General features: G+C 74.0%; 26 protein-coding genes and 1 riboswitch. Of the genes, 13 read left to right on the top strand and 13 right to left on the bottom strand.

The window, feature by feature from the left end:
* Positions 1-42: 42 nt before the first annotated feature.
* From wecB to E4623_RS07795, 8 genes are all read right to left on the bottom strand, one after another.
* Complete coding sequence (gene wecB / locus E4623_RS07765) at positions 43-1320, bottom strand: UDP-N-acetylglucosamine 2-epimerase (non-hydrolyzing) (protein WP_280633644.1); 1278 nt, start codon at positions 1318-1320, stop codon at positions 43-45.
* Positions 1317-2573, bottom strand: a complete 1257-nt coding sequence (gene wecC, locus E4623_RS07770; RefSeq protein ID WP_134765946.1) for a UDP-N-acetyl-D-mannosamine dehydrogenase — start codon at positions 2571-2573, stop codon at positions 1317-1319. Before wecC ends, wecB begins: the two co-directional genes overlap by 4 nt.
* Positions 2566-3495 carry a WecB/TagA/CpsF family glycosyltransferase gene (locus E4623_RS07775; RefSeq protein WP_209020567.1) on the bottom strand — a complete coding sequence of 310 codons (930 nt, stop codon included), beginning with the start codon at positions 3493-3495 and terminating at the stop codon, positions 2566-2568. Before E4623_RS07775 ends, wecC begins: the two co-directional genes overlap by 8 nt.
* Entirely contained in the window at positions 3492-4649 is a 1158-nt protein-coding gene (locus tag E4623_RS07780; protein ID WP_134765947.1) for a hypothetical protein, read from the bottom strand. Before E4623_RS07780 ends, E4623_RS07775 begins: the two co-directional genes overlap by 4 nt.
* The gene (locus E4623_RS07785; protein ID WP_134765948.1) at positions 4646-5674 is read right to left on the bottom strand and encodes a hypothetical protein; all 1029 of its coding nucleotides are present in this window, start codon (positions 5672-5674) and stop codon (positions 4646-4648) included. Before E4623_RS07785 ends, E4623_RS07780 begins: the two co-directional genes overlap by 4 nt.
* A complete protein-coding gene (locus E4623_RS07790) occupies positions 5671-6984 on the bottom strand; it encodes an MFS transporter (protein WP_245154964.1) in 1314 nt (437 codons plus the stop codon). Before E4623_RS07790 ends, E4623_RS07785 begins: the two co-directional genes overlap by 4 nt.
* A gap of 195 nt (positions 6985-7179) precedes the next feature.
* Entirely contained in the window at positions 7180-7320 is a 141-nt protein-coding gene (locus E4623_RS22540; protein ID WP_167736523.1) for a hypothetical protein, read from the bottom strand.
* Positions 7321-7353: 33 nt separating this feature from the next.
* Positions 7354-8991, bottom strand: a complete 1638-nt coding sequence (locus E4623_RS07795) for an ABC-F family ATP-binding cassette domain-containing protein (RefSeq protein ID WP_134765949.1) — start codon at positions 8989-8991, stop codon at positions 7354-7356.
* Positions 8992-9032: 41 nt separating this feature from the next.
* On the opposite strand from E4623_RS07795, the gene E4623_RS07800 reads away from it, so the two are divergent.
* Complete coding sequence (locus tag E4623_RS07800) at positions 9033-9854, top strand: CPBP family intramembrane glutamic endopeptidase (protein WP_209020568.1); 822 nt, start codon at positions 9033-9035, stop codon at positions 9852-9854.
* Positions 9855-9861: 7 nt separating this feature from the next.
* Here the strand turns inward: E4623_RS07800 and E4623_RS07805 are convergent, their stop codons facing one another.
* The 4 genes from E4623_RS07805 to E4623_RS07820 all read right to left on the bottom strand — a co-directional run bounded on the left by E4623_RS07805 (position 9862) and on the right by E4623_RS07820 (position 14720).
* Positions 9862-11538 (bottom strand): hypothetical protein, encoded by a 1677-nt coding sequence (locus E4623_RS07805; protein WP_134765950.1) that lies wholly within the window; start codon positions 11536-11538, stop codon positions 9862-9864.
* Positions 11539-11605: 67 nt separating this feature from the next.
* On the bottom strand, positions 11606-13534 hold the full coding sequence (locus E4623_RS07810) for an N-acetylmuramoyl-L-alanine amidase (protein WP_134765951.1): 1929 nt from the start codon (positions 13532-13534) through the stop codon (positions 11606-11608).
* Between the two features lie 110 nt (positions 13535-13644).
* A complete protein-coding gene (locus E4623_RS07815; RefSeq protein WP_134765952.1) occupies positions 13645-14409 on the bottom strand; it encodes an enoyl-CoA hydratase in 765 nt (254 codons plus the stop codon).
* A complete protein-coding gene (locus E4623_RS07820) occupies positions 14406-14720 on the bottom strand; it encodes a DUF1330 domain-containing protein (RefSeq protein ID WP_134765953.1) in 315 nt (104 codons plus the stop codon). The genes E4623_RS07815 and E4623_RS07820 overlap by 4 nt, the downstream gene beginning before the upstream one ends.
* Before the next feature lie 39 nt (positions 14721-14759).
* Between E4623_RS07820 and E4623_RS07825 the strand changes: the two genes are divergently transcribed.
* Positions 14760-15530 (top strand): fused MFS/spermidine synthase, encoded by a 771-nt coding sequence (locus E4623_RS07825; protein WP_134765954.1) that lies wholly within the window; start codon positions 14760-14762, stop codon positions 15528-15530.
* Here the strand turns inward: E4623_RS07825 and E4623_RS22545 are convergent.
* Entirely contained in the window at positions 15511-15663 is a 153-nt protein-coding gene (locus E4623_RS22545; RefSeq protein ID WP_167736524.1) for a hypothetical protein, read from the bottom strand. The two genes, E4623_RS07825 and E4623_RS22545, sit on opposite strands and share 20 nt — an antisense overlap.
* Positions 15664-15866: 203 nt before the next feature.
* Between E4623_RS22545 and E4623_RS07830 the strand changes: the two genes are divergently transcribed.
* The 11 genes from E4623_RS07830 (at position 15867) to E4623_RS07880 (ending at position 24268) form a co-directional block, all read left to right on the top strand.
* The gene (locus E4623_RS07830; RefSeq protein WP_134765955.1) at positions 15867-17282 is read left to right on the top strand and encodes a hemolysin family protein; all 1416 of its coding nucleotides are present in this window, start codon (positions 15867-15869) and stop codon (positions 17280-17282) included.
* Positions 17279-18328, top strand: coding sequence for a hemolysin family protein (locus E4623_RS07835; RefSeq protein WP_134765956.1), 1050 nt, complete (start codon positions 17279-17281; stop codon positions 18326-18328). The genes E4623_RS07830 and E4623_RS07835 overlap by 4 nt, the downstream gene beginning before the upstream one ends.
* Before the next feature lie 35 nt (positions 18329-18363).
* Positions 18364-18981, top strand: a complete 618-nt coding sequence (locus E4623_RS07840; RefSeq protein ID WP_167736525.1) for a CDP-alcohol phosphatidyltransferase family protein — start codon at positions 18364-18366, stop codon at positions 18979-18981.
* Positions 18974-19906 (top strand): DUF881 domain-containing protein, encoded by a 933-nt coding sequence (locus E4623_RS07845; protein WP_134765957.1) that lies wholly within the window; start codon positions 18974-18976, stop codon positions 19904-19906. The genes E4623_RS07840 and E4623_RS07845 overlap by 8 nt, the downstream gene beginning before the upstream one ends.
* On the top strand, positions 19903-20235 hold the full coding sequence (locus E4623_RS07850) for a small basic family protein (protein ID WP_134765958.1): 333 nt from the start codon (positions 19903-19905) through the stop codon (positions 20233-20235). Before E4623_RS07845 ends, E4623_RS07850 begins: the two co-directional genes overlap by 4 nt.
* 5 nt (positions 20236-20240) lie before the next feature.
* The gene (locus E4623_RS07855; protein ID WP_245155003.1) at positions 20241-21035 is read left to right on the top strand and encodes a DUF881 domain-containing protein; all 795 of its coding nucleotides are present in this window, start codon (positions 20241-20243) and stop codon (positions 21033-21035) included.
* Between the two features lie 71 nt (positions 21036-21106).
* The gene (gcvH, locus tag E4623_RS07860; protein WP_134765959.1) at positions 21107-21493 is read left to right on the top strand and encodes a glycine cleavage system protein GcvH; all 387 of its coding nucleotides are present in this window, start codon (positions 21107-21109) and stop codon (positions 21491-21493) included.
* A gap of 118 nt (positions 21494-21611) precedes the next feature.
* Positions 21612-22148: an FHA domain-containing protein gene (locus tag E4623_RS07865; protein ID WP_134765960.1), complete on the top strand. Its 537-nt coding sequence runs from the start codon at positions 21612-21614 to the stop codon at positions 22146-22148.
* A gap of 7 nt (positions 22149-22155) precedes the next feature.
* Positions 22156-22923 (top strand): MerR family transcriptional regulator, encoded by a 768-nt coding sequence (locus E4623_RS07870; RefSeq protein ID WP_167736526.1) that lies wholly within the window; start codon positions 22156-22158, stop codon positions 22921-22923.
* A gap of 77 nt (positions 22924-23000) precedes the next feature.
* Positions 23001-23471 (top strand): bifunctional nuclease family protein, encoded by a 471-nt coding sequence (locus E4623_RS07875; RefSeq protein ID WP_134765961.1) that lies wholly within the window; start codon positions 23001-23003, stop codon positions 23469-23471.
* A gap of 239 nt (positions 23472-23710) precedes the next feature.
* Positions 23711-24268 (top strand): MerR family transcriptional regulator, encoded by a 558-nt coding sequence (locus E4623_RS07880; protein WP_280633648.1) that lies wholly within the window; start codon positions 23711-23713, stop codon positions 24266-24268.
* A gap of 190 nt (positions 24269-24458) precedes the next feature.
* Positions 24459-24566, top strand: a riboswitch (glycine riboswitch).
* The last annotated feature ends 54 nt before the right edge of the window (positions 24567-24620 follow it).

Raw genomic sequence — 24620 nt, forward strand, 5'->3', positions numbered from 1 at the left:
CCCGTCACCTATAGGTGACGGGTCAGCGTCGGTCGGTCGGGTTCAGGCGAGGGCGCTGAGCAGGGTCGGGGCCGGCTCGGTCGTGGGCTCGGTCGTGGTCGTGGTCGTGGGCTCGGTCGTGGTCGTGGGCTCGGGCGTGGAGTCGGGCGCCCACTCGGGGAGCCGGTCACCGACGCCGAGGTGCTGCTCCACGGCGGCCCGGACCCGGGCGGCGGCGTGGCCGTCGCCGTACGGGTTGACGGCCTGCGCCATCTCGGCGTGGGCGACGGGGTCGAGCAGCAGCCGGGAGGCGGCGTCGACGATGGTGTCCTCGTCGGTGCCGACCAGGCGCACCGTGCCGGCCACGACGGCCTCGGGCCGCTCGGTCGTGTCGCGCAGCACGAGCACCGGCTTGCCGAGGCTCGGAGCCTCCTCCTGGACGCCGCCGCTGTCGGTGAGCACGAGCGTGCTGGCGTCCATCGCGCGGGCGAAGTCGGCGTACGACAGGGGCTCGGTGACCGTGACGTTGGCGAAGCCGGTCAGCGGAGGCAGCAGGACGTCGCGGACGACGGGGTTCTTGTGCGCGGGCAGCAGGAAGTGGACGTCGGGGAAGCGGGTCGCGAGCCGGGCGACCGCCGCCGCGGTCCGCCCCATCGGGGCACCCCACGACTCGCGCCGGTGCGAGGTGACCAGCACGCTGCGCGAGCGGCCGGTCGCGTCGAGGACGGCGAGCGCGGGGTCCTCCAGGGGCAGGCGCCGCCCGACGACGTCGATCAACGCGTCGATGACGGTGTTGCCGGTGACGACGACGTCGGAGGCCGGCACGCCCTCGGCGAGCAGGTTGTCGCGGGAGACGGGGGTCGGGGCCAGGTGCAGCGAGGCCAGCTGGCCGACCATCTTGCGGTTGAGCTCCTCGGGGAACGGGTCGTACCGCTCGCCCGTGCGCAGCCCGGCCTCCACGTGCACCACCGGCACCTGCTCGTAGAACGCCGCCAGCGCGCCGACGAACGCCGTCGTCGTGTCACCCTGCACCACCACGGCGTCCGGGCGCACGGCCCGGACCACCTCGGTGAGGCCGGTCAGCACCCGCCCGGTGAGCTCGTGCAGCTGCTGGCCGGTGCGCATCATCGCGAGGTCGTGGTCGGGGACGATGTCGAAGAGCGTGTTGACCTGGTCGAGCATCTCGCGGTGCTGACCGGTCACGCACACCACGACGCGCAGCACCGGCGACCCCCGGAGCGCCTGGACGACGGGCGCGAGCTTGATCGCCTCCGGCCGGGTCCCGTAGACCACCATGACCGTGCGCGGACCCGGTGCCCCCATGGCAGGTCCGGCGGTCATCGCCAGAGCCCCCGGGTGTCGTAGACGACCTTGCCGGCCAGTCGGGAGCGGCTCATCGAGCGGAAGTGGTCGTGGTCGACCAGGAGGACGACGATGTCGGCCGCCGCCACCGCGTCCGGCGCGCCCTGCAGCTGCACGTTGCCGAACGTCTCCAGCTCGAGCGGCAGCCGCCTGACGAGGGGCTCGGCCACCCGGATGTCGAGGTCCGGCCGGGACGCCGCCAGCTCGGCCACGATGTCGACCGCCGGACTCTCGCGCAGGTCGTCGATGTTGGCCTTGTAGGACAGCCCGAGGCAGGCGACGGTCGGCTCGCGGAAGCGGCCGCACGTGCGCATCACCTGCTCGACGACGTGGTGGGGCTTGGCGTCGTTGACACCCCGGGCCGCCCGGATCAGGCGGGAGCTGTCCGGCGCGACGCCGACGATGAACCACGGGTCCACCGCGATGCAGTGCCCGCCGACGCCCGGGCCGGGCGTCAGCACGTTGACGCGCGGGTGGTGGTTGGCGAGCCGGATGACCTCCCAGACGTCGAGGCCGATCTCCTCGCTGATGGTGGACAGCTCGTTGGCGAAGGCGATGTTGACGTCGCGGTAGGCGTTCTCGACGAGCTTGGCCATCTCGGCGCTCGCGGCGTCGGTCATCAAGATGGTGCCCTGGCAGAAGACCCGGTAGAGCGCGGCGGCCCGGGCGGCGCAGCGGGGCGACAGCCCGCCGACGACGCGGTCGTTGGTGACCATCTCGATCATGATCCGGCCGGGCAGCACCCGCTCGGGGCAGTGCGCGACGTGGACGTCGGCGACGCCCTCGGAGCTGTGCGGGAGCACCAGGTCGGGCCGCAGCTCGGCCAGCCAGCGGCTGACCTGCTCGGTGGTGCCGGGCGGTGACGTCGACTCGAGGACGACGACGTTGCCGCGCTCGAGCACGGGTGCGATCTGCGCGGTCGCTGCATGCACGTGGCGCAGGTCGGCCTGGTGGTCCTCCGCGAACGGCGTCGGGACGGCGATGATGAACGCGTCGGCCCGCGGTGTCGTGGTGCTCGCGGTCAGGTTGCCCATGGCGACGGCGCCGCTCACGGCCGTCGCGAGGTCCGGCTCGACGAAGGGCACCTCGCCGTTCGCGACGGCCTTGACGGTGGCCTCGTTGACGTCGACCCCGACGACCTCGATGCCGCGGGTGGCCAGGACGGCGGCGGTCGGCAGCCCGATGTAGCCGAGGCCGAGGATCGCGACGCGTCCGGTGAACTTCTCATCCATCGTGCTTCTCCCTGCGGTGGTCCGGGCGGTCGCCCGAGAGGTGGTCCGAGATGGGGTCCGAGAGGTCGTCCCGGAGGTCGTCCGGGAGGTCGTCCGAGAGGTCGACGGGGGTGTCGGTCGGCACGGGTGCGGGTGGGACCGGCCGCGGGTAGGCGCTGCGGCGGTGCACCAGCTCGGCCGCGGTGAGCCCGACGAAGACCGTGTTGGTGACCAGGTAGCGCCGCCAGAGCCGGCGCGGCTCCTGCCGCACGCGGTAGGCCCACTCCAGGCCGGCGCGCTGCCACGCCTCGGGTGCCCGCTGGGTGACGCCGGCGAGGATGTCGAAGGAGCCGCCGACGCCGTGCACGACCGGGACGCCGAGGGTGCCGCCGTACGCCGCGACGAAGTTCTCCTTGCGGGGGGTCGTCATGCCCAGGAAGAGCAGGTCGGCGTGGCTGGCGGCGATCCGCTCGGCGACCTCGTCGGCGTCCTCGGGGCGGTAGTAGCCGTCGGCCGACCCGGCCAGGACGGCGCCGGGCCAGCGCTCGGCGACCGCGAGCCGGAGCCGGTCGAGGACCTCCGGTGTCGCGCCGAGCAGGTAGACGCGGAGGTGGCGCTCGTCGGCGAGGCCGAGCAGCGCCTCGAAGAGGTCGATGCCGGCGACCCGCTCGGGCAGCGGACGGCGCAGCAGCCGGCTCGCCCACACCACCGACTGGCCGTCGGCGAGCAGGACGTCGGCGGTGAGGAGCGAGTCGCGCAGCACCGGGTCGACGCGCAGCTTGGCGATCTTGGCGGCGTTGACGACGCCGACGAGGAGCCGGCCGTGCTCCTCGATGGTGCGCGCGGCGATCTCGACGACCTCGGGGAGCCGGAGCGCGTCGACGTCGAGCCCGTAGAGGACCTGGTGCGGGTGCGCGGCGGAGAGGGAGGGCGTGGCGGTCACGACGTCGGCTCCGTCGGCGCGAGCCATCCGTGCAGGAGCCACGCGGGTTCGTAGGGCCGGCACTCGTGGTCGACGACGCGCGGCAGCAGCCAGCGGTCGACCCCCGGCGCGGTCCAGCCGGGCCGGACGGCGGTCGTGACGGCGCTGAGCCCGCGGGCGGCCTTCGGTGGCTCGCGCCGCCCGACCTTGCGCCACACGAGCCGGTGCCGCTCGTGGACGACGTCCTCGACGACCTCGGGGTGCCGGTCGAGCCAGTGCACGCCGGCGGCGATCTCGGCGCGCCGGTCGGGCCCGCCGGCGTCGGCCAGGTCCATCAGCGTCATCGGCGCCATGCTGTGCTGGTGGACGCTGTAGACGGGGTAGCGCTCCACGACCTCGCCGTCGCGGACGTCGTAGTGCCACCACCACTGGCCGTGCTCGCCCTGCAGCGTGCACAGCCGCGCGGCGGTCCGCTCGGCGAGCCAGAGCGCGGGCCGGTCACCGGTCAGCGCGGCGGCCCGGGCCAGCGCCTGGACGGGGTAGATGCTGTCGGCGAAGCTGCCGACGTGGCGCCGCCACCGCGGCTGGCTGCTCGCCGGTACGACGTGCGGGAAGATCCCGGCCTCGCCGGCCTGGGTGCGGAGCCGGGTGACGGCGAGGTCGAGGAGCTCGGCGGTGTCGGCCCGGTCGTGGGCGGCCACGGCGGCGACGACGGTCCAGGCGAGGGCGACCGTGGTGATCGGCGCGTCGGCGTCGAGGGCGGCGCGGCAGCGGCCGAGCAGCTCGGTGTCTGCGTCCCTGCCGACCTCGGCGCTGACCCAGGCGGCGAGGGCGACGGCACCCGGGTCGGTGTCGGTGCGGGCCCGCTCGGTCACGGCCGCGGCCAGGTCACGGGCCGACCGGCCGGCCAGGGTGCGACGCTGGACCGCCTCCGGGACGCGGGCCAGACCGAGCGCCGCCATCGCGGCGTAGCGCAGGTTGGTGCCCTCGGCGCTCAGCTCGACCCCGTCCGGTCCGGGTACGCCGCGTACCGTCTGCGCCATCTCCCCGGTCTCCGGCAGGTAGGCCGCGGCGATGGCGTCGGGCGCGCGGTCGAGCAGGGTCAGCACGCGGCCGGCGGCGGTGGGGTCGACCTCGGCGAGGGCGTCGACACGGGGCGGGAGTCCGGAGATCACGGCCGCACCACCGCCGGGGACCACGCGTCGGCGACGAGCAGGCGCGGCTCGGCGTCGGGGTCGACGTCGAGCGACCAGACGTCGGTGACCCCGGCCTCGTCGGACCGTGGGAGCCCGTAGAGCAGCGTGTCGTCGTCGAGCCACTCGACCTGGTCGTCGATCGTGGCGCGCTGGCCGGTGAGCAGGCGCTCCGTGCCGGTGGCGAGGTCGAGCACGCCGATCGTCCAGTGGGAGTCTGGCCGGCCGCCGGCGCCGGCGACCTTGTAGGCCACCTGCCCGCCGCCCGGGGAGAGCGACGGGCACTCGGCGTTCTCGCGGACGGCGGTGAGGGTGCGCGCACCGAGGTCGCCCCGGACCAGGTAGGTGCGGCCGCCGGTCGCGGCGGTCGCGTAGAACGTGTCGTCGTCCATGAAGGTGACTCCCCAGATGTTGCGGTCGCGGGCGGTGGTCGTCGAACCGTCGACGACCAGGTCGAAACGCTCGAGGTTGCCGAGGCTCTCGCCGCCGACCTCGTGGATCTCGGTCACGGTCGAGAAGCCGGCCTGCAGGTAGGAGTGGCCGGAGACGAAGCTCGTCGACGACACCAGCGACCCGTCCGGGGAGAGCCGGGTGCGGCTCGGGATGCCGCGCAACGGGTGTTGCTCGGTCTCCCCCCAGGCGGCGTCGAGCAGCACCTGGTCGAAGCGCGGCACCAGGCCGCGCTCGGCGCGCAGGCACGACACGACCGGTGCCGGACCGGCGCTCGCGGCCACCCGGTCGCACGCGACGTCGGTGAAGGCGCGCGGTCCTCCTGGGTCGTCGAGCGGCACGACCGCCACCAGCCCGTAGTGGTCGTCGACGCCGGTGTGGCGGAACACCAGGCGCGGCCCGTCGGCGACGTCGGCCAGCGGCGTCGTGGGCAGGTCCGGCGGGGCGGAGAACCGCTCCCCGTGGGTGGCCGCCTGGGTGAGGACGAAACTGCCGACGCTCACCACGACCACGGCCACGACGACCACGAAGACGGCGGCTCGGGCCCGGGCGCTCACGCCGCGCACCTCTCGCCGACGTCGTCGAGGCCGCGCAGGGTCAGGAGGGCGACGGGGAGCGCGACCGCCAGGACGGCGCCGACCGCGACCAGGGCGACCCCGGGGCCGAGGGCGAACCAGAGGAGCCCGAAGAGCGCCGACGACAGCATCCGCGCGACCGCCACCGTGGTCTGCGCCGACGCGATGCCGCTGGCGCGCATCGAGTCCGGCACCAACCGGCCGGCGAGCGCGGCCAGGACGCCGTCGGTGGCGGCGTAGAAGGTCCCGAGCAGCACCAGGGCCGCGATCGTCGCGGGCGCGCCGGGCAGCGGGACGGCGGCGCACGCGTAGCCGCCGACCAGGGCGGCGTGGCCGAGGACGACGACCCGCGCCCGCCCGACCCGGTCGGCCAGCCGGCCCAGCGGCACGGCCAGCGCGAGGTAGGCGACGTTGGTGCCGACGTAGAGCAGCGGGAACCAGTGCGCCGCGAACTCGCCACGGTCCAGCAGCGCGAGGTAGACGAACCCGTCGCCGACGGTGAGCAGGCCGAGCCCGCCGGTGACGAGCAGCAGCCGGCGCAGTCGCGGGTTGGCCAGGGTGCGCCAGCGGAACGGCTCCGGCGTCGCGGACGTCGCGGGCCGTGCGGACGCCGACGCGGGCCGCGGCTCGTCCACGAGGAGGCCCAGCAGGGCCAGGCCGAGGACGGCAGACCCGGCCGACACGGCGAGCACGACGGTGTAGCCGTCCGGGATCCACCACAGCAGGGCGAAGGCGATCAGCGGCCCGAGCACGGCGCCGGTGGTGTCGAGGGCGCGGTGCACCCCGAAGGCGTGGCCGAGGTCCTCGGGCGCCGAGGCTGCCGAGATCATCGCGTCGCGGGGGGCGGTGCGGATCCCCTTCCCGACGCGGTCGACCGCGACGACCGTCGCGACGGTGGCGAGGCCGGAGCTGACGAGCAGGGCGAACCGGGCGGCGCACGAGATCCCGTAGCCCGCGAAGGCGACCCACTTGGGGTGCCCGCCCCGGTCGGCCGCCCAGCCCCCGGCGACCCGGACCAGCGCGCTCACCCCCTGGTAGAGGCCGTCGACCACGCCGTACGCCGCGGGGGAGAGCCCGACGACCGCCGTCAGGTAGAGCGGCAGGACCGCCGCCACCGACTCCGAGGAGATGTCGGTGAGCAGGCTGACGACGCCGAGGGTGACGACGACGGGAGCCACCCGGCCCCGACGTCCCCGGCGACCCCGGCGACGCAGCCGGGCGCGGCCGGCTGCGGCACCGGCGTCGGCGCCGCCGACGGTCGAGGTCGGGCGGTCGCGGACGGAGACGTACACCTCAGCACGACCCGACCCGGGCGCGACCGACGATGCACTGCGCTCGTCCCTGCGACATCTGGCCCCCCGGCTGCTCCCGCCCCCGCGCTCAGGGCGGAGTGCCCGCGCGGGTGACGACGCCTAGAACCTAGGAAGACCAGGCGGCCGGTTCGGGACTGACCAGGGGCTATACCCAAGAAAGGGCACGAGGTCGGATCAGGGCGTGCGGCCCTGCTTCTTGCGGTCCTTGACCTTCTGGACCGCGGCCTTGATCTTGGCCTGGTTCTGGGGCTTGCGGGCCTCGTTGACGACCTTGGTGGCGACTCCGGTCGCGGCCAGCTTCTTCAGGATGCTCATGGACCCACGCTACCCGGGCCGGGTGAGACGGGTCTAAGAGCCGGTGACGCGGCCGGCGCTCACCTGCCAGCGCTGGTCGAGACGGACGTTCTGGAGCAGCCGCCGGTCGTGGGAGACGAGCAGCAGCGAGCCGTCGTAGGAGTCGAGGGCCTGCTCGAGCTGCTCGATCGCGGGCAGGTCGAGGTGGTTGGTCGGCTCGTCGAGCACGAGCAGGTTCACCCCGCGGGCCTGCAGCAGCGCCATGGCGGCCCGGGTGCGCTCACCGGGGGAGAGCCGGCCGACGAGGCTGGTCACCTGGTCGGCGCGCAGCCCGAACTTCGCCAGCAGGGTGCGCACCTCGGCCTGGGTCAGCTCGGGGACGGCCGCCTCGAACGCCGTCCCGAGCGGCACGTCGTCGGCCAACCCGGTGCGGGCCTGGTCGATGACCCCGACGGCGACCGACGCGCCGAGGGACGCCGTCCCGGAGTCGGGCCGGTCCTCGCCCAGCAGCAGCCGGAGCAGGGTGGTCTTGCCGGCGCCGTTCGGGCCGGTGATGCCGACCCGGTCGCCGGCCGAGACCTGCAGCGAGACCGGTCCGAGGGTGAAGTCGCCGAGCGTGCGGGTGGCCGCGTTGAGGGTGGCCACGACCGAGCTCGACCGGGGGGCGGCGGCGATGTCGAACTGCAGCACCCACTCCTTGCGCGGCTCCTCGACCTCCTCGAGCCGGGCGATCCGCGACTCCATCTGCCGCACCTTCTGGGCCTGCTTCTCCGAGGACTCGGTCGCCGCGCGGCGCCGGATCTTGTCGTTGTCGGGGCTCTTGCGCATCGCGTTGCGCACGCCCTGCGAGCTCCACTCGCGCTGGGTGCGGGCCCGGGTGACCAGGTCGGCCCGGGTCCCGGCGTACTCCTCGTAGGCCTCACGGGCGTGCCGGCGCGCCACCTCGCGCTCCTCGAGGAACGACTCGTAGCCGCCGTCGTACACCGTGACCTGGTGCTGGGCGAGGTCGAGCTCGACGATCCGGGTGACGCACCGGGCCAGGAACTCACGGTCGTGCGAGACCAGCACGACGCCGCCGCGCAGCCCCTGCACGAACGCCTCCAGCCGGGCGAGGCCGTCGAGGTCGAGGTCGTTGGTCGGCTCGTCGAGCAGGACGACGTCGAACCGGCTCAGCAGCAGCGCCGCGAGCGCCACCCGGGCGGCCTGGCCCCCCGACAGCGACGTCATCAGCGCGTCCGGGCCGACGTCCAGCCCGAGGTCGGCGAGCACCGGGCCGACCCGGTCGTCGAGGTCGGCCGCGCCGCTGCTCATCCACCGGTCGAACGCGACGCTGTAGGCCTCGTCGGCTCCCGGCGCGTCGCTGCCGAGGGCCGCGGCGGTGGCCTCCATGGCGGCGGTGGCCTCGGTGGCGCCGGTGCGACGGGCGAGGTACGTCGCGACCGTCTCACCCGGGACCCGCTCGTGCTCCTGCGGGAGCCAGCCGACGAACGCGTCCTGCGGCGCCGCGGCGACGGTGCCCTCGAACGGCGTCGCCGCGCCGGCCAGGAGCCGGAGGAGCGTCGACTTGCCGGCGCCGTTGGCCCCGACCACGCCGACGACGTCGCCGGGCGCGACGGTGAGGTCGAGCCCCTCGAACAGCACCCGGTGCCCGTGTCCGCCGGAGAGGTCCTTGGCGACGAGGGTGGCACTCACCGGGCGATCCTAGTGCGGCCGGCTTGGCGCCCCGCGCGAGGATGGCGGGCGTGACCTCGGCGATCGCACCCCAGCCGGACGGCGGGCCGCTCAGCCCCGGCCGCGGACCGATGCCGGGCCGCGGGCTGCTGGTGGCCGAGCTGGTGATCGTGCTCGCGCTGTCGCTCGGCAAGTCCGGCCTCTACGCCGCCGTCCGGCTGGTCGCGGCCGCGACGGCGCCGGGCGGGATCGCCGGGCAGACGACGACGATGAACTCCTCGTACGCCCCCGACCGGCCGTGGCTCGACCTGACCTACCAGCTGATGGCCATCGCGTTCGCGGTCGTCCCCGTGGCCCTCGCCGGCTACCTGCTGGTGCGCTCGGGGACCAGCCTGCGCGACGTCTGGTTCCGCGGCGCGGGGTGGGGCGACCTGCCCCGGGGCGCGGCGATCGCGGCCGGCGTGGGCTCGGTCGGGCTCGCCTTCTACCTCGTCATGCACGCCCTCGGGCTCAACCTCACCGTCGTCGCCGCCGGGCTCGACACCTCGGTGTGGTGGCACGTCCCGGTGCTGGTGCTCTCGGCGCTCGAGAACGCCGTCCTCGAGGAGTTCGTCGTCCTCGGCTACGTGCTGGTCCGGCTGCGCCAGCTCGGCCTCGGCGCCACCGGCGCGATCGTGCTGGCGGCGGTGCTGCGCGGCAGCTACCACCTGTACCAGGGCGTCGGCGGGTTCGTCGGCAACCTGGTGATGGGCCTGCTGTTCGGCTGGCTGTACCAGCGCTGGGGTCGGGTGACGCCGCTGGTCGTGGCCCACACGCTGCTCGACATCGGCGCGTTCGTCGGGTACGCCGTCCTGGCCGGCCACGTCTCCTGGCTGCCGACCTGACGGTCGGTCAGTCGGTCGGCGGTGCTCCGACGTCGACCCGCGGCTCGACCGTCACGGTGCCGTCGGTGTCGAAGCGGTACAGCTGGTAGCCGGTGACGAGCCGGGTGTCCTCGTCGAGGAACAGCACCGGGAAGGTCGCGACCTGCTGGGGGCTCGACCACGGCGTCGAGAAGTTGTTGATCGTGGGGGTGTCGACGGCGCCGCCGCTGGTGTTGAGCTCAATCACCAGCGTCCAGGTCCCGTCGTCGTTCCAGACGACCCGGGGCTCGCGGTCGTTGTGCCAGTGGCCGTAGAAGACGGCGGAGGCCGGGACGTCGTCGACGTCGTCCTCGACGGGGGTGGTCAGCTCGCCGGGCGCCTCGTCGAGGAACCGGCTCACGGAGTCGATGCCGAGGAAGGCCTGCGCGGCGTACCCCTCGTGCACCACCAGCAGGTCGGGCCGGTCGTCGGCGCCCCCGGCCACGGCGCGCAGCCGTTCGCCCTGGTCGGCCTGGGTCTCGTCGCCGCGCTGACGGGTCGCGCCGAACAGCTCGGAGCGGGCGGGGTCGCCGTCGCCGAGCAGCCGGAAGCCGCCGAGCTCGACGACGGAGCCGTCGAGCACGCTCATGCCGGCGTCGGCCATCTGCTCCTCGCTGACGTCGGACTCGTGGTTGCCGGAGATCGCCGCGACCGGTGCGTCACCGGAGATCTCGGCCTCGGTGCGGATGCAGACGCCCTCGGCGGCGGTGCCGTTGGTGGTCAGGTCGCCGGCGATCGCGAGCAGCGACGGGACGGGCTGCTCGTCGGTGCCGAAGGCCTCGGAGAGCATCGAGAAAACACGGCCCTGGAGCCGGATCATGGTGGTGTTGCAGTGCATGTCGGACTGCATCATCACCGCCAGCTCGCCCTCGGCCGGTCCGACCATGAGGGCCTGCTGCTCGTCCAGGCCGGCCTCGGCGTTCGCCCGGTAGGACCTCTCGGCGGCCTCCTGCCGGTCGACCAGCACCTGGGCGCGGGAGATCGCGCCGCCCAGGAGGGCCCGCAGCACGGGGCTGTCGGTGGTCGACCCGGCCGCCGGCGTGCCGTCGAGGGCGGACAGGGCGTAGACGCCGGTGGTGGGGCCGCGCCCGCCGTCCGACCCGCGCAGCTGCACCACGGCCAGGCCCGACGTCATCGCGAGCACCAGGGCCCCGGACAGCCCGATCCGGACGGCGTCGCGGCGGGTGCCGCGCGTCAGGCGCAGGGGGAGCAGCTCGTGCAGGGCGAAGAGCGCCAGGCCCCCGAGCCCGGCCACGAACACCGTCGCCTTGACCAGCTGCCAGCGCAGCTCGTCCTCGACGAGCGAGACGTACTCGTCGACGGCGGCCTCGGGGTCGTGGAACAGGCCGGTGTAGAGCTCGAGCATCTCGGGGCGCACGTACGCCGCCAGGTCGCCGTCGCCGGCTCCGGGATCGCCCGGCCCGTCGACGGTCGCGACCACCCCGACCGGGCCCGAGGAGATCGGCAGGTAGACGGTGCCCGCGATCCCGAGCCGGACCTCGCTGTGCCCCTGGGTCGACAGGGTGAACGTCGTCGGCGACGTCCCGATCTGCTGGGTGACCTGGGTGTGCGTGACCGCCCACGACACGGCCAGGGGGAGGCCGAGGAGGCCGGCGACCACCACGCAGACGGCGAGCCGGCGCGCGATGGTCAGGGCCCGGCGCATGGGCGCAAGGGTAGGTGAAGGCCGTCCGCGCCCCGCGACCAGCGCCCCGCGACCAGCGCCCCCGCGATCAGCGCAGGACGTCGACCTCCGCGCGGCGCACGAACGCGATCCGGTGGCCGATGTTGATCTGGACGTACCTGTCGCGCCCGACGATGTTGACGTGGTCGCCCGGGGTGTCGGGCGAGAAGGTCTTGGCCTTGTAGTAGTCGGTGACCGGGTCGAGGTCCCCGACGGCGTACATCTGGCCCTCGCCGAGCACGTAGCCCAGCGGTGAGACGGGCTGGACGTCGGCGGGGTTGGCGTACGCCGCCGCCTCCGGGTAGGCGCGGCCGTACACCTTCGCGGTGGTGCCGCGCTTGGGGCGGACCCGTCCGACCGGGTGCTGCACGACCCGCGCCGTCGGGTGCCGCCGCGGGTTGAGGAACCAGCCGACGGTGCCGAGGAACCAGATCGCCGTCCAGTCGCCGTCGACGTCGGCGACGACGTACTCGGTGCCGGCGGTGGCCCGGGCGCTGATGTCGGAGACCTCGGTGGTCGCGGGCTGGCCGGTCTGGTGCAGGCCGAGGTCGTTGACGAGCGCGGCGTCCGGTGCCGGGGCGACGCGCAGGGTGACGAAGTTGGTGTCACGGGGCCCGCTGGGGGTGGCGCCGGTGACCGGCTGCTGGTTGCCCACGAAGCCGGGCAGGATCCGCACGACGTCGCCCCGCTTCGCACGGCGCCGGGAGGTGCCGCGGTACAGGGGCGCGCGGAGCAGGTCGAAGTAGTGCTCCCAGTCCCAGAACGGGCCCGGGTCCCAGTGCATGCCGGGGATGGTCGCCGTGGTCGTGCCGGGCACCTGGTCGTGGCCGATCACGTGGGCGCGGTCGAGCGGGATGTCGTGCTTCCTGGCCAGGTGGCGCACCAGCGCGGCCGAGGTCCGGTACATCGCCTCGGAGTACCAGGGCGCGCCCTGGGCGGCGAAGCCCTCGTGCTCGAGCCCGATCGAGTGCATGTTCATGTACCAGTTGCCGGCGTGCCAGCAGACGTCCTTGGCCAGCGCGTGCTGGGCGATGTGACCGTCGGCCGAGCGCAGGGAGTACTGCCACGAGACGTACGTCGGGTCGGTGACGAGGTCGAGCACGCCCTCCCACTCGCCCTCGGTGTCGTGGACGACGAGGTGGGTGATCTTCGGCGAGCGCGGCCGGTCGGCGAGGTCGTGGTTGCCGTAGTCGCCCGGCCCCTCGCCGTACTGCTCGTACGGCGCGGGGATCCACTCGATGTCGAGCCCGCGCGGCGACTCGGTGCCGTCGCGGTCGCGCTCGCGACGGGCGAGGGTCGCGCGCCTGCGCAGCGGCGCCCGCTGCCGCTCCGGGACGGCGGTCCGCCGGCTCGCCGGGAGGAAGAGGCGGGACCCGCCGGCCATCTCGACCCGGCCGCCGGTGCGGAGGGTGGCGACGACGGTGTCGGCGACGTCGAGCTGGCCGGCCGCGGTCGCGAACCCGCTGGTCGCGGCGACGGTGGCGAACCACTGCGCCGGGTCGGTGTCGACGCCCACCGGGCGGCCGGCCCGGCGCTGGTGGTCGGCGAGGAGGGCCGCCGTGGCGCGGATGTTGGCCGCGGGGTCGGAGCGGACCGCCTCGGCGCCGATCCCGGAGACCCGGACGGCGTCGCCGAGGGTGTCGAGCACGGCCGGCGTCGCCCCGGCGTCCTTGCCGACCCGGCTGCGGGCCTCGGCCGCGGCGGCGCCGTCGACGAGGTGCATCGGTCCGTAGCCGAGCGACGAGCTCGGCCGGCCGTCGTGGTCCTGCCACCGGGTCTGGGCGTGGCTCAGCGCGGCGAGCAGGGCGGGCGGGACGCCGTGCGCGCGGCCGGCCCGGTCGAAGACCGGGTGGGTGTCGACCCGCACGCGCGGCGCCGCGGCGGCGAGCGCCGGGCCGGCGGTGCCGGCCAGCGGGACGGCCGCCGCGGCGACGCCCGAGGAGAGCAGAAAATGACGACGAGTGAGGTGGGTGCCCACGTGATCCTCCTGAGATCCGAGCCCGAGACGGCTGCTCCCACCCAAGCCCCTGTCGGCGGTCCGTGTCCACCTCGGCCCGGCGGAGGCCGCCGTTCCGGGACCCGGGGCGCTCAGCGGCCGGTGAAGACCGGCGGCCGCTTCTCGGCCCGCGCCGCGGCGCCCTCGCGGACGTCGTGGCTGGCCCAGCACGCGGCGAAGCCGGCCGCGACGACGTCGTCGTCGGCCCCGTTGAGGACCGCCTTGTTGTGGGCGATCGCCAGCGGTGCCAGGTCGGCGAGCTCGTGGGCCCACGCGACGGCGTCCTCGACCTCGCCGGCCCGGTCGGCGAGCCCGCAGGCCAGTGCCTGGTCGCGGTCGACCGCCTCCGCGGCCACCAGCAGGCGGCGCGCGACCCCTCCACCGGCGAGCGAGGCGAGGGTGCGGATGGTCCAGGCGTCGACGGCCATCGCGTTGCGCGGGGTCGGGACGGCGAAGCGGGCGGTCGTGCCGGCGACCCGGAGGTCGCACGCCATCGCGAGCTGGGTGCCACCCCCGATGGCGGGACCGTTCACCGCCGCGACGACCGGCACGGGCAGCGCGGTCAGCCCGTCGGGGCCGTGGAGCATGCCGTAGAGCGCGTCGAGGAACTCCTCGCCGTACACCCCGCTCAGGTCGGCGCCGGCGCAGAACGACGAGCCCTCGCCGGTGACGACGAGGGCCCGGGCGCCGGCAGCGACCTCGGCCCCGGAGGCCGCGGTGACGGCGCGGCACAGCGTCAGGTCGAGGGCGTTGCGGCGCTCGGGCCGGCGCAGGGTGAGCACGGAGACCGGCCCGTCGCGGCGCACGCCGAGGACCCCGTCGACGTCGGTCTCGTCCGTCGCGGGGCGCTCGGTCACGGGCGGTCGACCGGCGCGGCGGGCTCGACGCCCTCGACGATCCGCAGGTCACGCACGGCACCGTCGCCCAGCGCCACGAGCGCCTCCTGGTACGCCGGGCTGTCGTGGGCGGCCCGGGCCGCGTCGAGGTTGGCGAACTCGATGAGCACCGAGCGCTCGAGCCGGCCGGCCTCGTAGGCCTCGGCCGCCGTCGAGCGTGCGAGGAACGTCGCGCCCGCGGCCTGCAGGGCCGGGCCGGCGAGCTCGGCGTAGGCGCGGAGCTTCTCCTCGTCGTTGACCTCGAGGTAGGTGCTGATCCAGTAGGCAGTCATGGGTCCCAGCCTGGCACGCGGACCCGGCAGGATGACCACGTGATCCAGCGGGCGGTCGTCGCCACCGAGCACCCCGACGCGTTCCGCGTCGTCGTCGACGGGCGTGACCAGTCGCACGTCGACCTGGCCGACCCGACCCGGCTCGCCTTCGACTACGTGCGCCGGATGGGCGACGTCCTCGACGCCGTGGCGCCGGCCGGCACGCCGGTGCGGGTGGTCCACGTCGGCGGCGCCGGGCTGACCCTGCCGCGCTACGTCGCCGCCACCCGCCCGGGCTCGCCGCAGGTCGTGCTGGAGCCGGACGAGGAGCTCACCGCGCTCGTCCGCGCGGAGCTGCCGCTGCCCCGCCGCAGCGGCATCAAGGTGCGCCCGGTCGACGGGCTCGCCGGCGTCGCCGCCCTGCGCGACGGGTACGCCGGGGCCGTGGTCGTCGACGCGTACGCCGACGGGGTCGTGCCCGAGGAGCTCACCGCGGCACCGTTCCTGCACGACCTCGCCCGGGTCCTGGCGCCCGGGGGAGTGGTGCTGCTCAACCTGGCCGACCGGGCGCCGTTCGCCCGCGGCCGGGAGGCCGTCGCCGGGCTGCGCGCCACGGTCGGCCGGGTGCTGCTGAGCGCCGAGCCCGCGACCCTGCGCGGGCGACGCGCGGGCAACCTGCTGCTCGTCGCGGGTGCCGGTCCCGCCCTCGACGGGCTGCTCGCGACGCTGCAGCGCAGCGCGGCGACGTCGGCGGCGCCGTACCGGGTGCTCGACGAGCGTCAGGTCAGCGACGGCTTCGGCGGCGGACGGGTCAGGACCGGACCCGGCTGATCCGGAAGAGCAGCCAGACGGAGGCGTCGGCGGCGGCCTGGACGGCCTGCTCGGCGGCCTGCTCGGCGGCCCGGACGAAGGGGCGCGCGGCGGGACCGGAGGTGCCGGACGGAGCGAGATCCTGCTGGGCCATGGCGACCTCCCGGTGCGTCCTCGGGGCCGAGGGTGCCTCGGCCGTGCCGACAGGCTTCCGCGGCGACGCGCCCGCGAAACGTCGTGGACGCACCGGCGTCGTAGGCTGTGCTCCTCCCGTACCGCGACGTGAAGGATCTGCACCGCCCACATGGACGGCTCCCCCAGTACGCAGCGCCCGCCGCTCCCCGGTGAGGCCTCTCGATGACCCCCCTGATCCTGCTCGGCGTCGCGCTCCTGCTGATCGTCATGTGCGGCGTGTTCGTCGCGGCGGAGTTCGCGTTCGTGACCGTCGACCGCGCGGCGGTCGACCGGGCCGCGGCAGCCGGCGACGCCTCCGCGAACGGGGTGCAGTCGGCACTGCGCTCGCTGTCGACGCAGCTCTCCGGCGCCCAGGTGGGCATCACGGTCACCAACCTGGGCATCGGCTACCTCGCCGAGCCGGCGATCTCCGAGCTGATCCGCGAACCGCTCGGCGCCCTCGGGATCCCCGACGGCGGCGTCGGGCCGACCGCGGTCGCGCTCGGGTTCGTCGTCAGCACGGTCCTGACGATGGTCTTCGGCGAGCTGGTCCCGAAGAACCTCGCGATCGCGCTCCCGATGGCGACCGCGCGCGCCACCCAGCTGCCGATGCGGACCTTCACCGCGTTCATGCGCGGTCCGATCAAGGTCCTCAACGGCTCCGCGAACGCCATCGTGCGCCGGCTCGGCATCGAGCCGCAGGAGGAGCTGCGCTCCGCGCGGAGCTCGACCGAGCTCGCCTCGCTGATCCAGCGCTCGGCCCACGAGGGCACCCTCGACGCCGACACCGCCGAGCTGATGGAGCGCTCGGTCGAGTTCGGGTCGCGCTCGGCCGGCGAGATCATGACGCCCCGGGTGCGCACCCACTCCCTCGAGGCCAACGACCGCGCGAGCGCCGTCCTCGAGCTGGCCCGCAGCACCGGCCACTCCCGCTTCCCGGTGCTCGACGACGACGACGTCGTGGTCGGCACCGTGCACGTGAAGAACGCCGTCGCCCTGCCGCTGCACGAGCGGGCGACCACCAAGGTCAAGCACCTCATGGTCCGCCCGATCGTCGTGCCCGACTCGCTGCGCCTCGACCCCCTGATGGCGCTGCTCAAGGCCGACGGGTTCCAGATGGCCGTCGTCCTCGACGAGTACGGCGGCCACGCGGGCATCGTCACGCTCGAGGACGTCATCGAGGAGATCGTCGGCGACATCGCCGACGAGCACGACCGGCTCGGCGCCCGGGCGCGGCAGCGTCGCGACGGCACCTGGTCGCTGTCGGGTCTGCTCCGTCCCGACGAGGTCGAGGACGTCACCGGCGTCGCGCTGCCCGAGAGCGAGGACTACGACACCATCGCCGGGCTCGTGCTCCAGGTGCTCGGTCGGATCCCGTCGGCCGGCGACGTCGCCGAGATCGCCGTGCCCGACACCTCCGAGGGTGCGCAGCAGGGGCCGCCCCGCGAGCGGCTCGCCGTCCTCACCGTCGAGCACATGGACGGGCTGCGGGTCGACCGCCTCGCCCTGCTCCTGCACGACGCGCCGGTCGACGGTGACGACGCCGGGGCCGTCGCGGCGTCCCACGGCGGCCGGTCGCACGGGGGGAGTGGCTCGTGAGCGACTACGCCGCCCTGTTCGTCGCCGTCCTCCTGCTGGCCTTCAACGCCTTCTTCGTCGGCGCCGAGTTCGCGCTGATCTCCGCGCGCCGCAGCCAGATCGAGCCCCGCGCCCAGGCCGGGTCGCGGATGGCCCGCACGACGCTGCACGCCATGGAGCGGGTCTCGCTGATGATGGCCGGGGCCCAGCTCGGCATCACGATCTGCTCGGTCGGTCTCGGCGCCGTCGGTGAGCCCGCGCTGGCCCACCTCATCGAGCCGCTCTTCGAGACGGCCGGCGTCCCGGAGGGCTTCGTGCACCCGGTCGCGTTCGTGCTCGCGCTCGTCGTGGTGGTCTCCGCGCACGTCGTCCTCGGCGAGATGGTCCCGAAGAACATCGCGATCGCCGGGCCCGAGCGCGCCGCGCTGGTCCTGGCCCCGGCCCTGGTCGGCGTGGTCACGGTCCTGCGCCCGATCATCGTCACCCTGAACGCCGTCGCCAACGCCACCCTCCGCCTGATCCGGGTCGAGCCGCGCGACGAGGTCAGCTCGACCTACACCCGCGAGGAGGTCGCCGCGCTCGTGGAGGAGTCGCGTGGCGAGGGCCTCATCGAGGCCGACGAGTACGACCGGCTCGCCGGTGCGCTCGGCTTCACCGAGAAGTCGGTCGACCTGGTCTGCCTCCCGTCCTCGACCCTGACGACGGTCGCGCCCGGGTCCAGCCCGGCCGACGTCGAGGCACTGTGCGCGAGCACCGGCTACAGCCGGTTCCCCGTCGCCGACCACGACGGCGACCTGGTCGGCTACCTCCACATCAAGGACGTGCTCGAGCCCGACGAGGCCCTCCGGCTGCGCCCGATCGACGACAAGTGGGTCCGGCCGTTCGCGACCGTCGTCCACGACTCCCCGCTGCACGAGGCGCTCGAGGTGCTCCGTCGCCGCGGGGCGCACCTGGCCCGGGTGGTCGACGGCAACGGCGCCACGCTCGGGGTCGCCGCGCTCGAGGACGTCATCGAGGAGCTGGTCGGGGAGATCCGCGACGCGGCACACCACGAGGACAGCCTCTGAGGACCGGCGGCACGCCCCCACTAGGATCGGGCAGCGTGGCGGGCGAAGCGGACACCGACGGGCCGCGCGCGCTCGTGTGGACGATCCCCAACGCGCTGAGCGCGTTGCGGCTGCTCGGCATCCCGTTGTTCCTCTGGCTGGTGCTCGTGCCCGAGGCCGACGCCTGGGCCCTCGCCGTCCTGATGGTCTCCGGCGTGACCGACTACCTCGACGGCTGGCTGGCCCGCAAGCTCGACCAGCAGTCGGTGATCGGTCAGATCCTCGATCCCGTCGCCGACCGGCTCTACATCCTGGCCGTCGTCGTCGGCCTCGCCCTGCGCGACATCATCCCGTGGTGGATGGCGGTCTCGTTGCCGCTGCGCGACCTCCTGATGTGGGGCCTGGTGCCGCTGCTGCGCACCCGCGGGTTCAGCGCGCTGCCGGTCCACTTCCTCGGCAAGGCCGCCACCGCCAACCTCCTCTACGCGTTCCCGCTCCTCCTGCTCGGTGACGGCGACGGCACGGTCGCGACGCTGGCGGAGGTCTTCGGCTGGGCGTTCGCCTTCTGGGGGATCGGCCTGTACTGGTGGGCCGGCGTCCTCTACACCTGGCAGGTCCACCGCCTCATGCAGACCACCGAACGTCGCCCGGCCCGGCCCCGGTCCGATGGCTGAGCGACCGCCCCCCGACGCCCCGGTGCCGCCCCGGTCGCCCGGGTCCACCGGGTCCGCCGGCACGCCGCCGGACGACCTGCCCGACCGGGTGCGGCTGCCCCTGCTCACCCTGATCACGCAGCAGTCGCTCGACGAGGACTACCTGCACGCCGCGGAGCGCAAGGCCGCCGGGGCGCCGCGCCCGCCCAGCGGACGCCCCCCTCGCACCGCGGCCGTGGTGGTCGCGGTGTTCGGCCTGCTGGCGTCCACCGCGTTCGTGCAGACCACCCGCAACGCCGACGTCGACGACGCCAGCCGGGAGAGCCTGATCGGCCGGATCGAGGCCCAGCGCGACCGACGGGCCGCGCAGCAGGAGCGGGTCGCGGCGCTCCGCGAGGACAACCTCGCCCTCGAGGACGCCGTCAACGGGCTGGCCGACGTCGGCCAGGAGGTCGCGGTCAGCGAGCGGCGCCTGGCGGTCCGCACCGGCTTCAGCGCCGTCACCGGCGAGGGCGTCCGGGTCGTGGTGACCGAGGCCCCGGACGCCGACGAGAACAACGAGGTGCACGACAGCGACCTCGACCTCCTGGTCAACGGGCTCTGGCAGGCCGGCGCGGAGGCGATCGCCGTCAACGGGCAACGGCTGACCGCCGTGACCGCCATCCGCACCAGCGGTGCGGCGATCCGGGTCAACGGTGTCGGGATCCAGGCGCCCTACACGGTCGAGGCGATCGGCGACACCCGCACCCTGTCGGCGCGGCTGTTCGACACCACGACCGGACTCAAGTTCGTGTCGACCTCCCAGGTGTACGGGTTCGACTACACCGTCGACGACAATGTCGAGGAGCTGTCGCTGCCGGCCGCACCGGACTCCGCCCTGGTGCTCCGGTCGGCGGAGTCGGGATCCGCGCGGACCACGAAGGAGAAGGAGGAGCCCCTGTCATGATCGCCGCTCTCGGACTGCTGCTCGGCGTCGTGCTCGGGCTCGTCTTCCGCCCCGAGGTCCCGCTCGGGCTCGAGCCCTACCTGCCGATCGCGGTGGTGGCGGCGCTGGACGCCGTCTTCGGTGGACTGCGCGCCTACCTCGACGGCATCTTCGACGACAAGGTCTTCGTCGTCTCGTTCGTCAGCAACGTGGTGATCGCGGCCGGGATCGTCTACCTCGGCGACCGGCTCGGCGTCGGCGGCCAGCTGTCGACCGGCGTCATCGTGGTGCTCGGGATCCGGATCTTCTCCAACGTCGCGGCGATCCGGCGCCACCTCTTCCACGCGTGAGCACGATGGACGACGACCAGCCCACCCTGCAGCCGGGCGAGCAGACCGGCGAGCAGACCGGCGACGGGTCCGACGTGCCGGCGCCGCGGCTCACCGGCCGCGCCCGCCTCGGGCGCGCCCTGCTGCGTCCCTCGCAGACCCAGCTGATCGTGGCCGTGCTGCTGGCCCTCGTCGGGTTCGCCGCGGTCACCCAGATCCGCACGACCGAGCAGGACTCCACCTACGCGGGGCTCCGCGAGCAGGACCTCATCGACGTCCTGAACGGCCTGGCCGGCACGACGCAGCGCACGCGCGCCGAGATCGACCGGCTCACCAGCGACCGCGAGGACCTCCAGTCGGAGTCCACGCAGCGCCAGGCCGCGCTCGACCGGGCCCGCGACGAGGTCGACAACCTCCAGGTCCTCGCCGGGCTGGTGCCGGTCACCGGCCCCGGGATCCGGGCGACCATCACCGAGGAGACCGGCTCCATCTCGGTCTCGAGCATGCTCGACGTGATCCAGGAGCTGCGCTCGGTCGGCGCCGAGGCGATCCAGATCAACGGCGAGGTCCGGGTGATCGCCCAGACGTCGTTCGAGGAGGGCGTCGGGGGCATCGAGGTCGACGGCACGCTGCTCGAGGCGCCGTACGTCGTCGACGCGATCGGCGACGCGAGCACCCTGGCCGGCTCGATCTCGTTCGCCCTCGGTCCGCGTGCCGAGGTCCGCAAGGACGGCGGCGAGATCGAGGTCGAGGAGCTCGACTCGCTCGACATCGACGCCGTGCGCGAACCGGAGCAGCCGGAGTACGCCCAACCCGACTGACCACCACCCGGTCGGTGGACCGGAGGCGCTAGCCTTCTCGTGCCCGTTCGGACCCGCCACGAGGAGCGCCTGTGTACCCCGAGGACCTGAAGTACACCGTCGAGCACGAGTGGGTGCGCAGCCCCGGCGAGCACGAGGGATCGGTGCGCGTCGGCATCACCGACTACGCCCAGGACGCCCTGGGCGACATCGTCTACGTCTCCCTGCCCGAGGTCGGCGACAGCGTCGAGGCCGGCAGCACCTGCGGCGAGCTCGAGTCGACGAAGTCCGTCAGCGACGTCTACGCACCGCTGACCGGCGAGGTGGTCGCCCGCAACGAGACCCTCGACGCGACGCCCGAGCTCGTCAACAGCGACCCGTACGGCGGTGGCTGGCTCTTCGAGCTGGTCCCGGCGTCCCCCGACGACGTGGACGCGCTGCTCGCGCCGGACGCCTACGTGGCCACGCTCGACGGCTGAGTGCACGCGGCTCCGCGAAGCCCTCTCACCGCCCAGGCCCACCTGGTACGTTCGCCCGAACCATCAACCTCAGCATGGCGTTGAGGGTTCAGGGACCACGCACACGAAGGAACAACCGATGCCGTTCTGCACCAACTGTGGCAGGCAGAATCCCGACGACGCTCGGTTCTGCGCCCAGTGCGGCACCCGTCTGCTCGCCCTCGACCCGAACCTCCCGTCCGCGCCGAGCGGCGAGCCGGTCGGGGAGTCCACCGCGACGATCCAGATCGGCGGCGCGGGCGTCGAGAAGTCCGAGACCTCCGACCGTGCGCTGAACCCGGTCGACGCCGCCGCGGTCGACGCGCTCCCGGTCGGGCACGCCCTGCTCGTCGTCCAGAAGGGCCCCGGTGCCGGCAGCCGGTTCCTGCTCGACTCCGACGTCGTGCACGCCGGCCGGCACCCCGACAGCGAGATCTTCCTCGACGACGTCACGGTGTCGCGCCACCACGCGGTCTTCGACCGCGAGGGCGACTCGTTCACCGTGGCCGACGGCGGGAGCCTGAACGGCACCTACGTCAACCGCGACCGCATCGAGAAGGTCCTGCTCTCGGACGGCGACGAGGTCCAGATCGGCAAGTACCGACTGGTCTTCTTCTCCGGCCACGAGGCGCTCTGAGCGATCGGTGCCCAGCGCGTTCTCGGGAAGCGACCCGGCCGGGGAGCCCCGCAACGACCCGCGGTCCTCGGGCCGGCTGAACATCGGCCAGGTCCTCGACCTGCTGCGCGCGGACTTCCCGACGATCACGATCCCGAAGATCCGCTTCCTGGAGTCCGAGGGGCACATCAAGCCCGAACGCACGCCGTCGGGCTACCGCAAGTTCAGCGAGGACGACGTCGCCCGGCTGCGCTACGTGCTCACGATGCAGCGCGACCACTACCTGCCCCACAAGGTGATCCGCGAGCACCTCGACGCCATCGACCGGGGCATGGAGCCGCCGCCGATCGACCCGGTCGTCCCGACCGTCCCGACGGTCGCGCTGTCGAGCGACGGGACGCCGTCGGCGGAGTCCTTCGCCCGGCGCGACCAGCTGCGGCTCTCGCGGCGCGAGCTGGTCAAGGTCGCCGAGATCGACGAGTCGATGCTCGACGAGCTCGAGCAGTTCGGCCTGGTCGCCCCGCGCACCGGCACCCACCACTACGACACCGACGCGCTCGTGATCGCCCGCACCGCGCGCGAGCTGGCGGCGTTCGGGCTCGAGCCGCGGCACCTGCGGGCCTTCCGCGCCGCCGCCGACCGCGAGGTCGGCATGGTCCAGCAGGTCGTCGCGCCGATCCGCGGGGGCCGCGACGCCGGCGCCCGCGACCGGGCCGACGCCGCCGTGAACGAGATCGCGGCGCTCTCGGTGCGCCTGCACGCCACCCTGGTCAAGGCCGGGCTCAAGCGCTCCTGACCTCCGCCGGCCCGGTCCCGTCCGCGCTGGCGCCGCTCGCCCGTGGGTCGCGTGGAGGGGGAGCGTAGGGTTGGCACGTGCGCGAGGTCGATGTCATGGGAGTCCGGGTCGAGATGCCCTCGAACCAACCGATCGTCCTGCTCCGGGAGGTGACCGGCGAGCGCTACCTGCCCATCTGGATCGGCGCCGTCGAGGCGACTGCGATCGCGTTCGCGCAGCAGGGCGTCGTCCCGCCGCGGCCCCTCACCCACGACCTGTTCAAGGACGTGCTGGAGGCGACGGGCAACGCCCTGGCCGAGGTCCGGATCACCGACGTCAAGGACGGCGTCTTCTTCGCCACCCTGGTCTTCGGCTCCGGCGTCGAGGTCAGTGCCCGGCCCTCCGACTCGATCGCCCTCGCCCTGCGCACGGGCACCAAGATCATGTGCGCCGAGGACGTCCTCGACGAGGCGGGGCTGGCGGTTCCGGCCGAGCAGGAGGACGAGGTCGAGAAGTTCCGCGAGTTCCTCGACCACGTGACGCCCGAGGACTTCGAGGCCGACCGCTGACGCCCACGGCCGGCCGCCGGGCGGGGCAGAGGGTCACCCTCAGCCTGAGAATGAGGGTTCGACACGCCGCGCACCTCTTTGACCGACCACGCCGACCGTCGTACCTTGAACTGTCTTCGTTGTAACTCCACCGATGTCATCACGGCGTCCTTCCCTCGAGTTGCTACCTGCGAAGTAGACCTGCGGAGGACCGTGTGAACGAGCAGAACCCCCGGACCGGATCAGATCCGGCCACCGATCTGGCGCTCGAATCGGCCGACGAGCAGGGCCTCCTGTTCACCGACGACGTGTCGCCGCTGCCGAGCGACGTCGGCTACCGCGGCCCGACCGCGTGCAACGCGGCCGGCATCACCTACCGCCAGCTCGACTACTGGGCCCGCACCGGGCTGATCGAGCCGACCGTGCGGGGCGCCAAGGGCTCCGGCTCCCAGCGGCTCTACTCGTTCCGCGACATCCTCATCCTCAAGGTGATCAAGCGTCTCCTCGACGCCGGGATCTCCCTGCAGCAGATCCGCACCGCCGTCTCCCACCTGCGTGAGCGCGGCACCGACGACCTGACCCGCGTGACGCTGATGAGCGACGGCGCCTCGGTCTACGAGTGCACCTCCAACGACGAGGTCATCGACCTGCTCCAGGGCGGCCAGGGCGTCTTCGGCATCGCCATCGGTGGCGTCTGGCGCGAGATCGAGGGCACCCTCGCCGCGCTCCCCAGCGAGCGCGCCAACGACACCGCCGCCGAGACGCCCTCCGCCAGCGACGAGCTCGCCGCCCGCCGCCAGGCCCGCCGGATCGGCTGACGCACCGCCGCACCCCGCTCCACCCGGACAGCACGGTTGTCCGTCCGCCTCGTGGCTGTTCGTGGGCCGCGGGGCGGACGTCATTTTCCGTCCCGGTCCTCCGGACCATCGCCGGGGTGGGATGCCTGGGGTGGGTGGGACCGCCGTTGCGCAGGGGTGAGCCCGGGTCCGGTAGCGTGGGCACCGCTGTCGATCCCGCGCGGGAGAGACTTCGTCCCGGCCGAGGCTGGTCGTGGGCAAGCGCCGAAGGGGCAATTCCTCCCCGGAACCTCTCAGGCACCCGGACCGCGCGGAGCAGGCACCTGTGGAGCACCCGTCGGACCCGGCGGGAGTGACAGAGGGGGAGGGCCGC

Source organism: Nocardioides sp. 1609, assembly GCF_004522105.1.
Lineage (GTDB): Bacteria > Actinomycetota > Actinomycetes > Propionibacteriales > Nocardioidaceae > Nocardioides.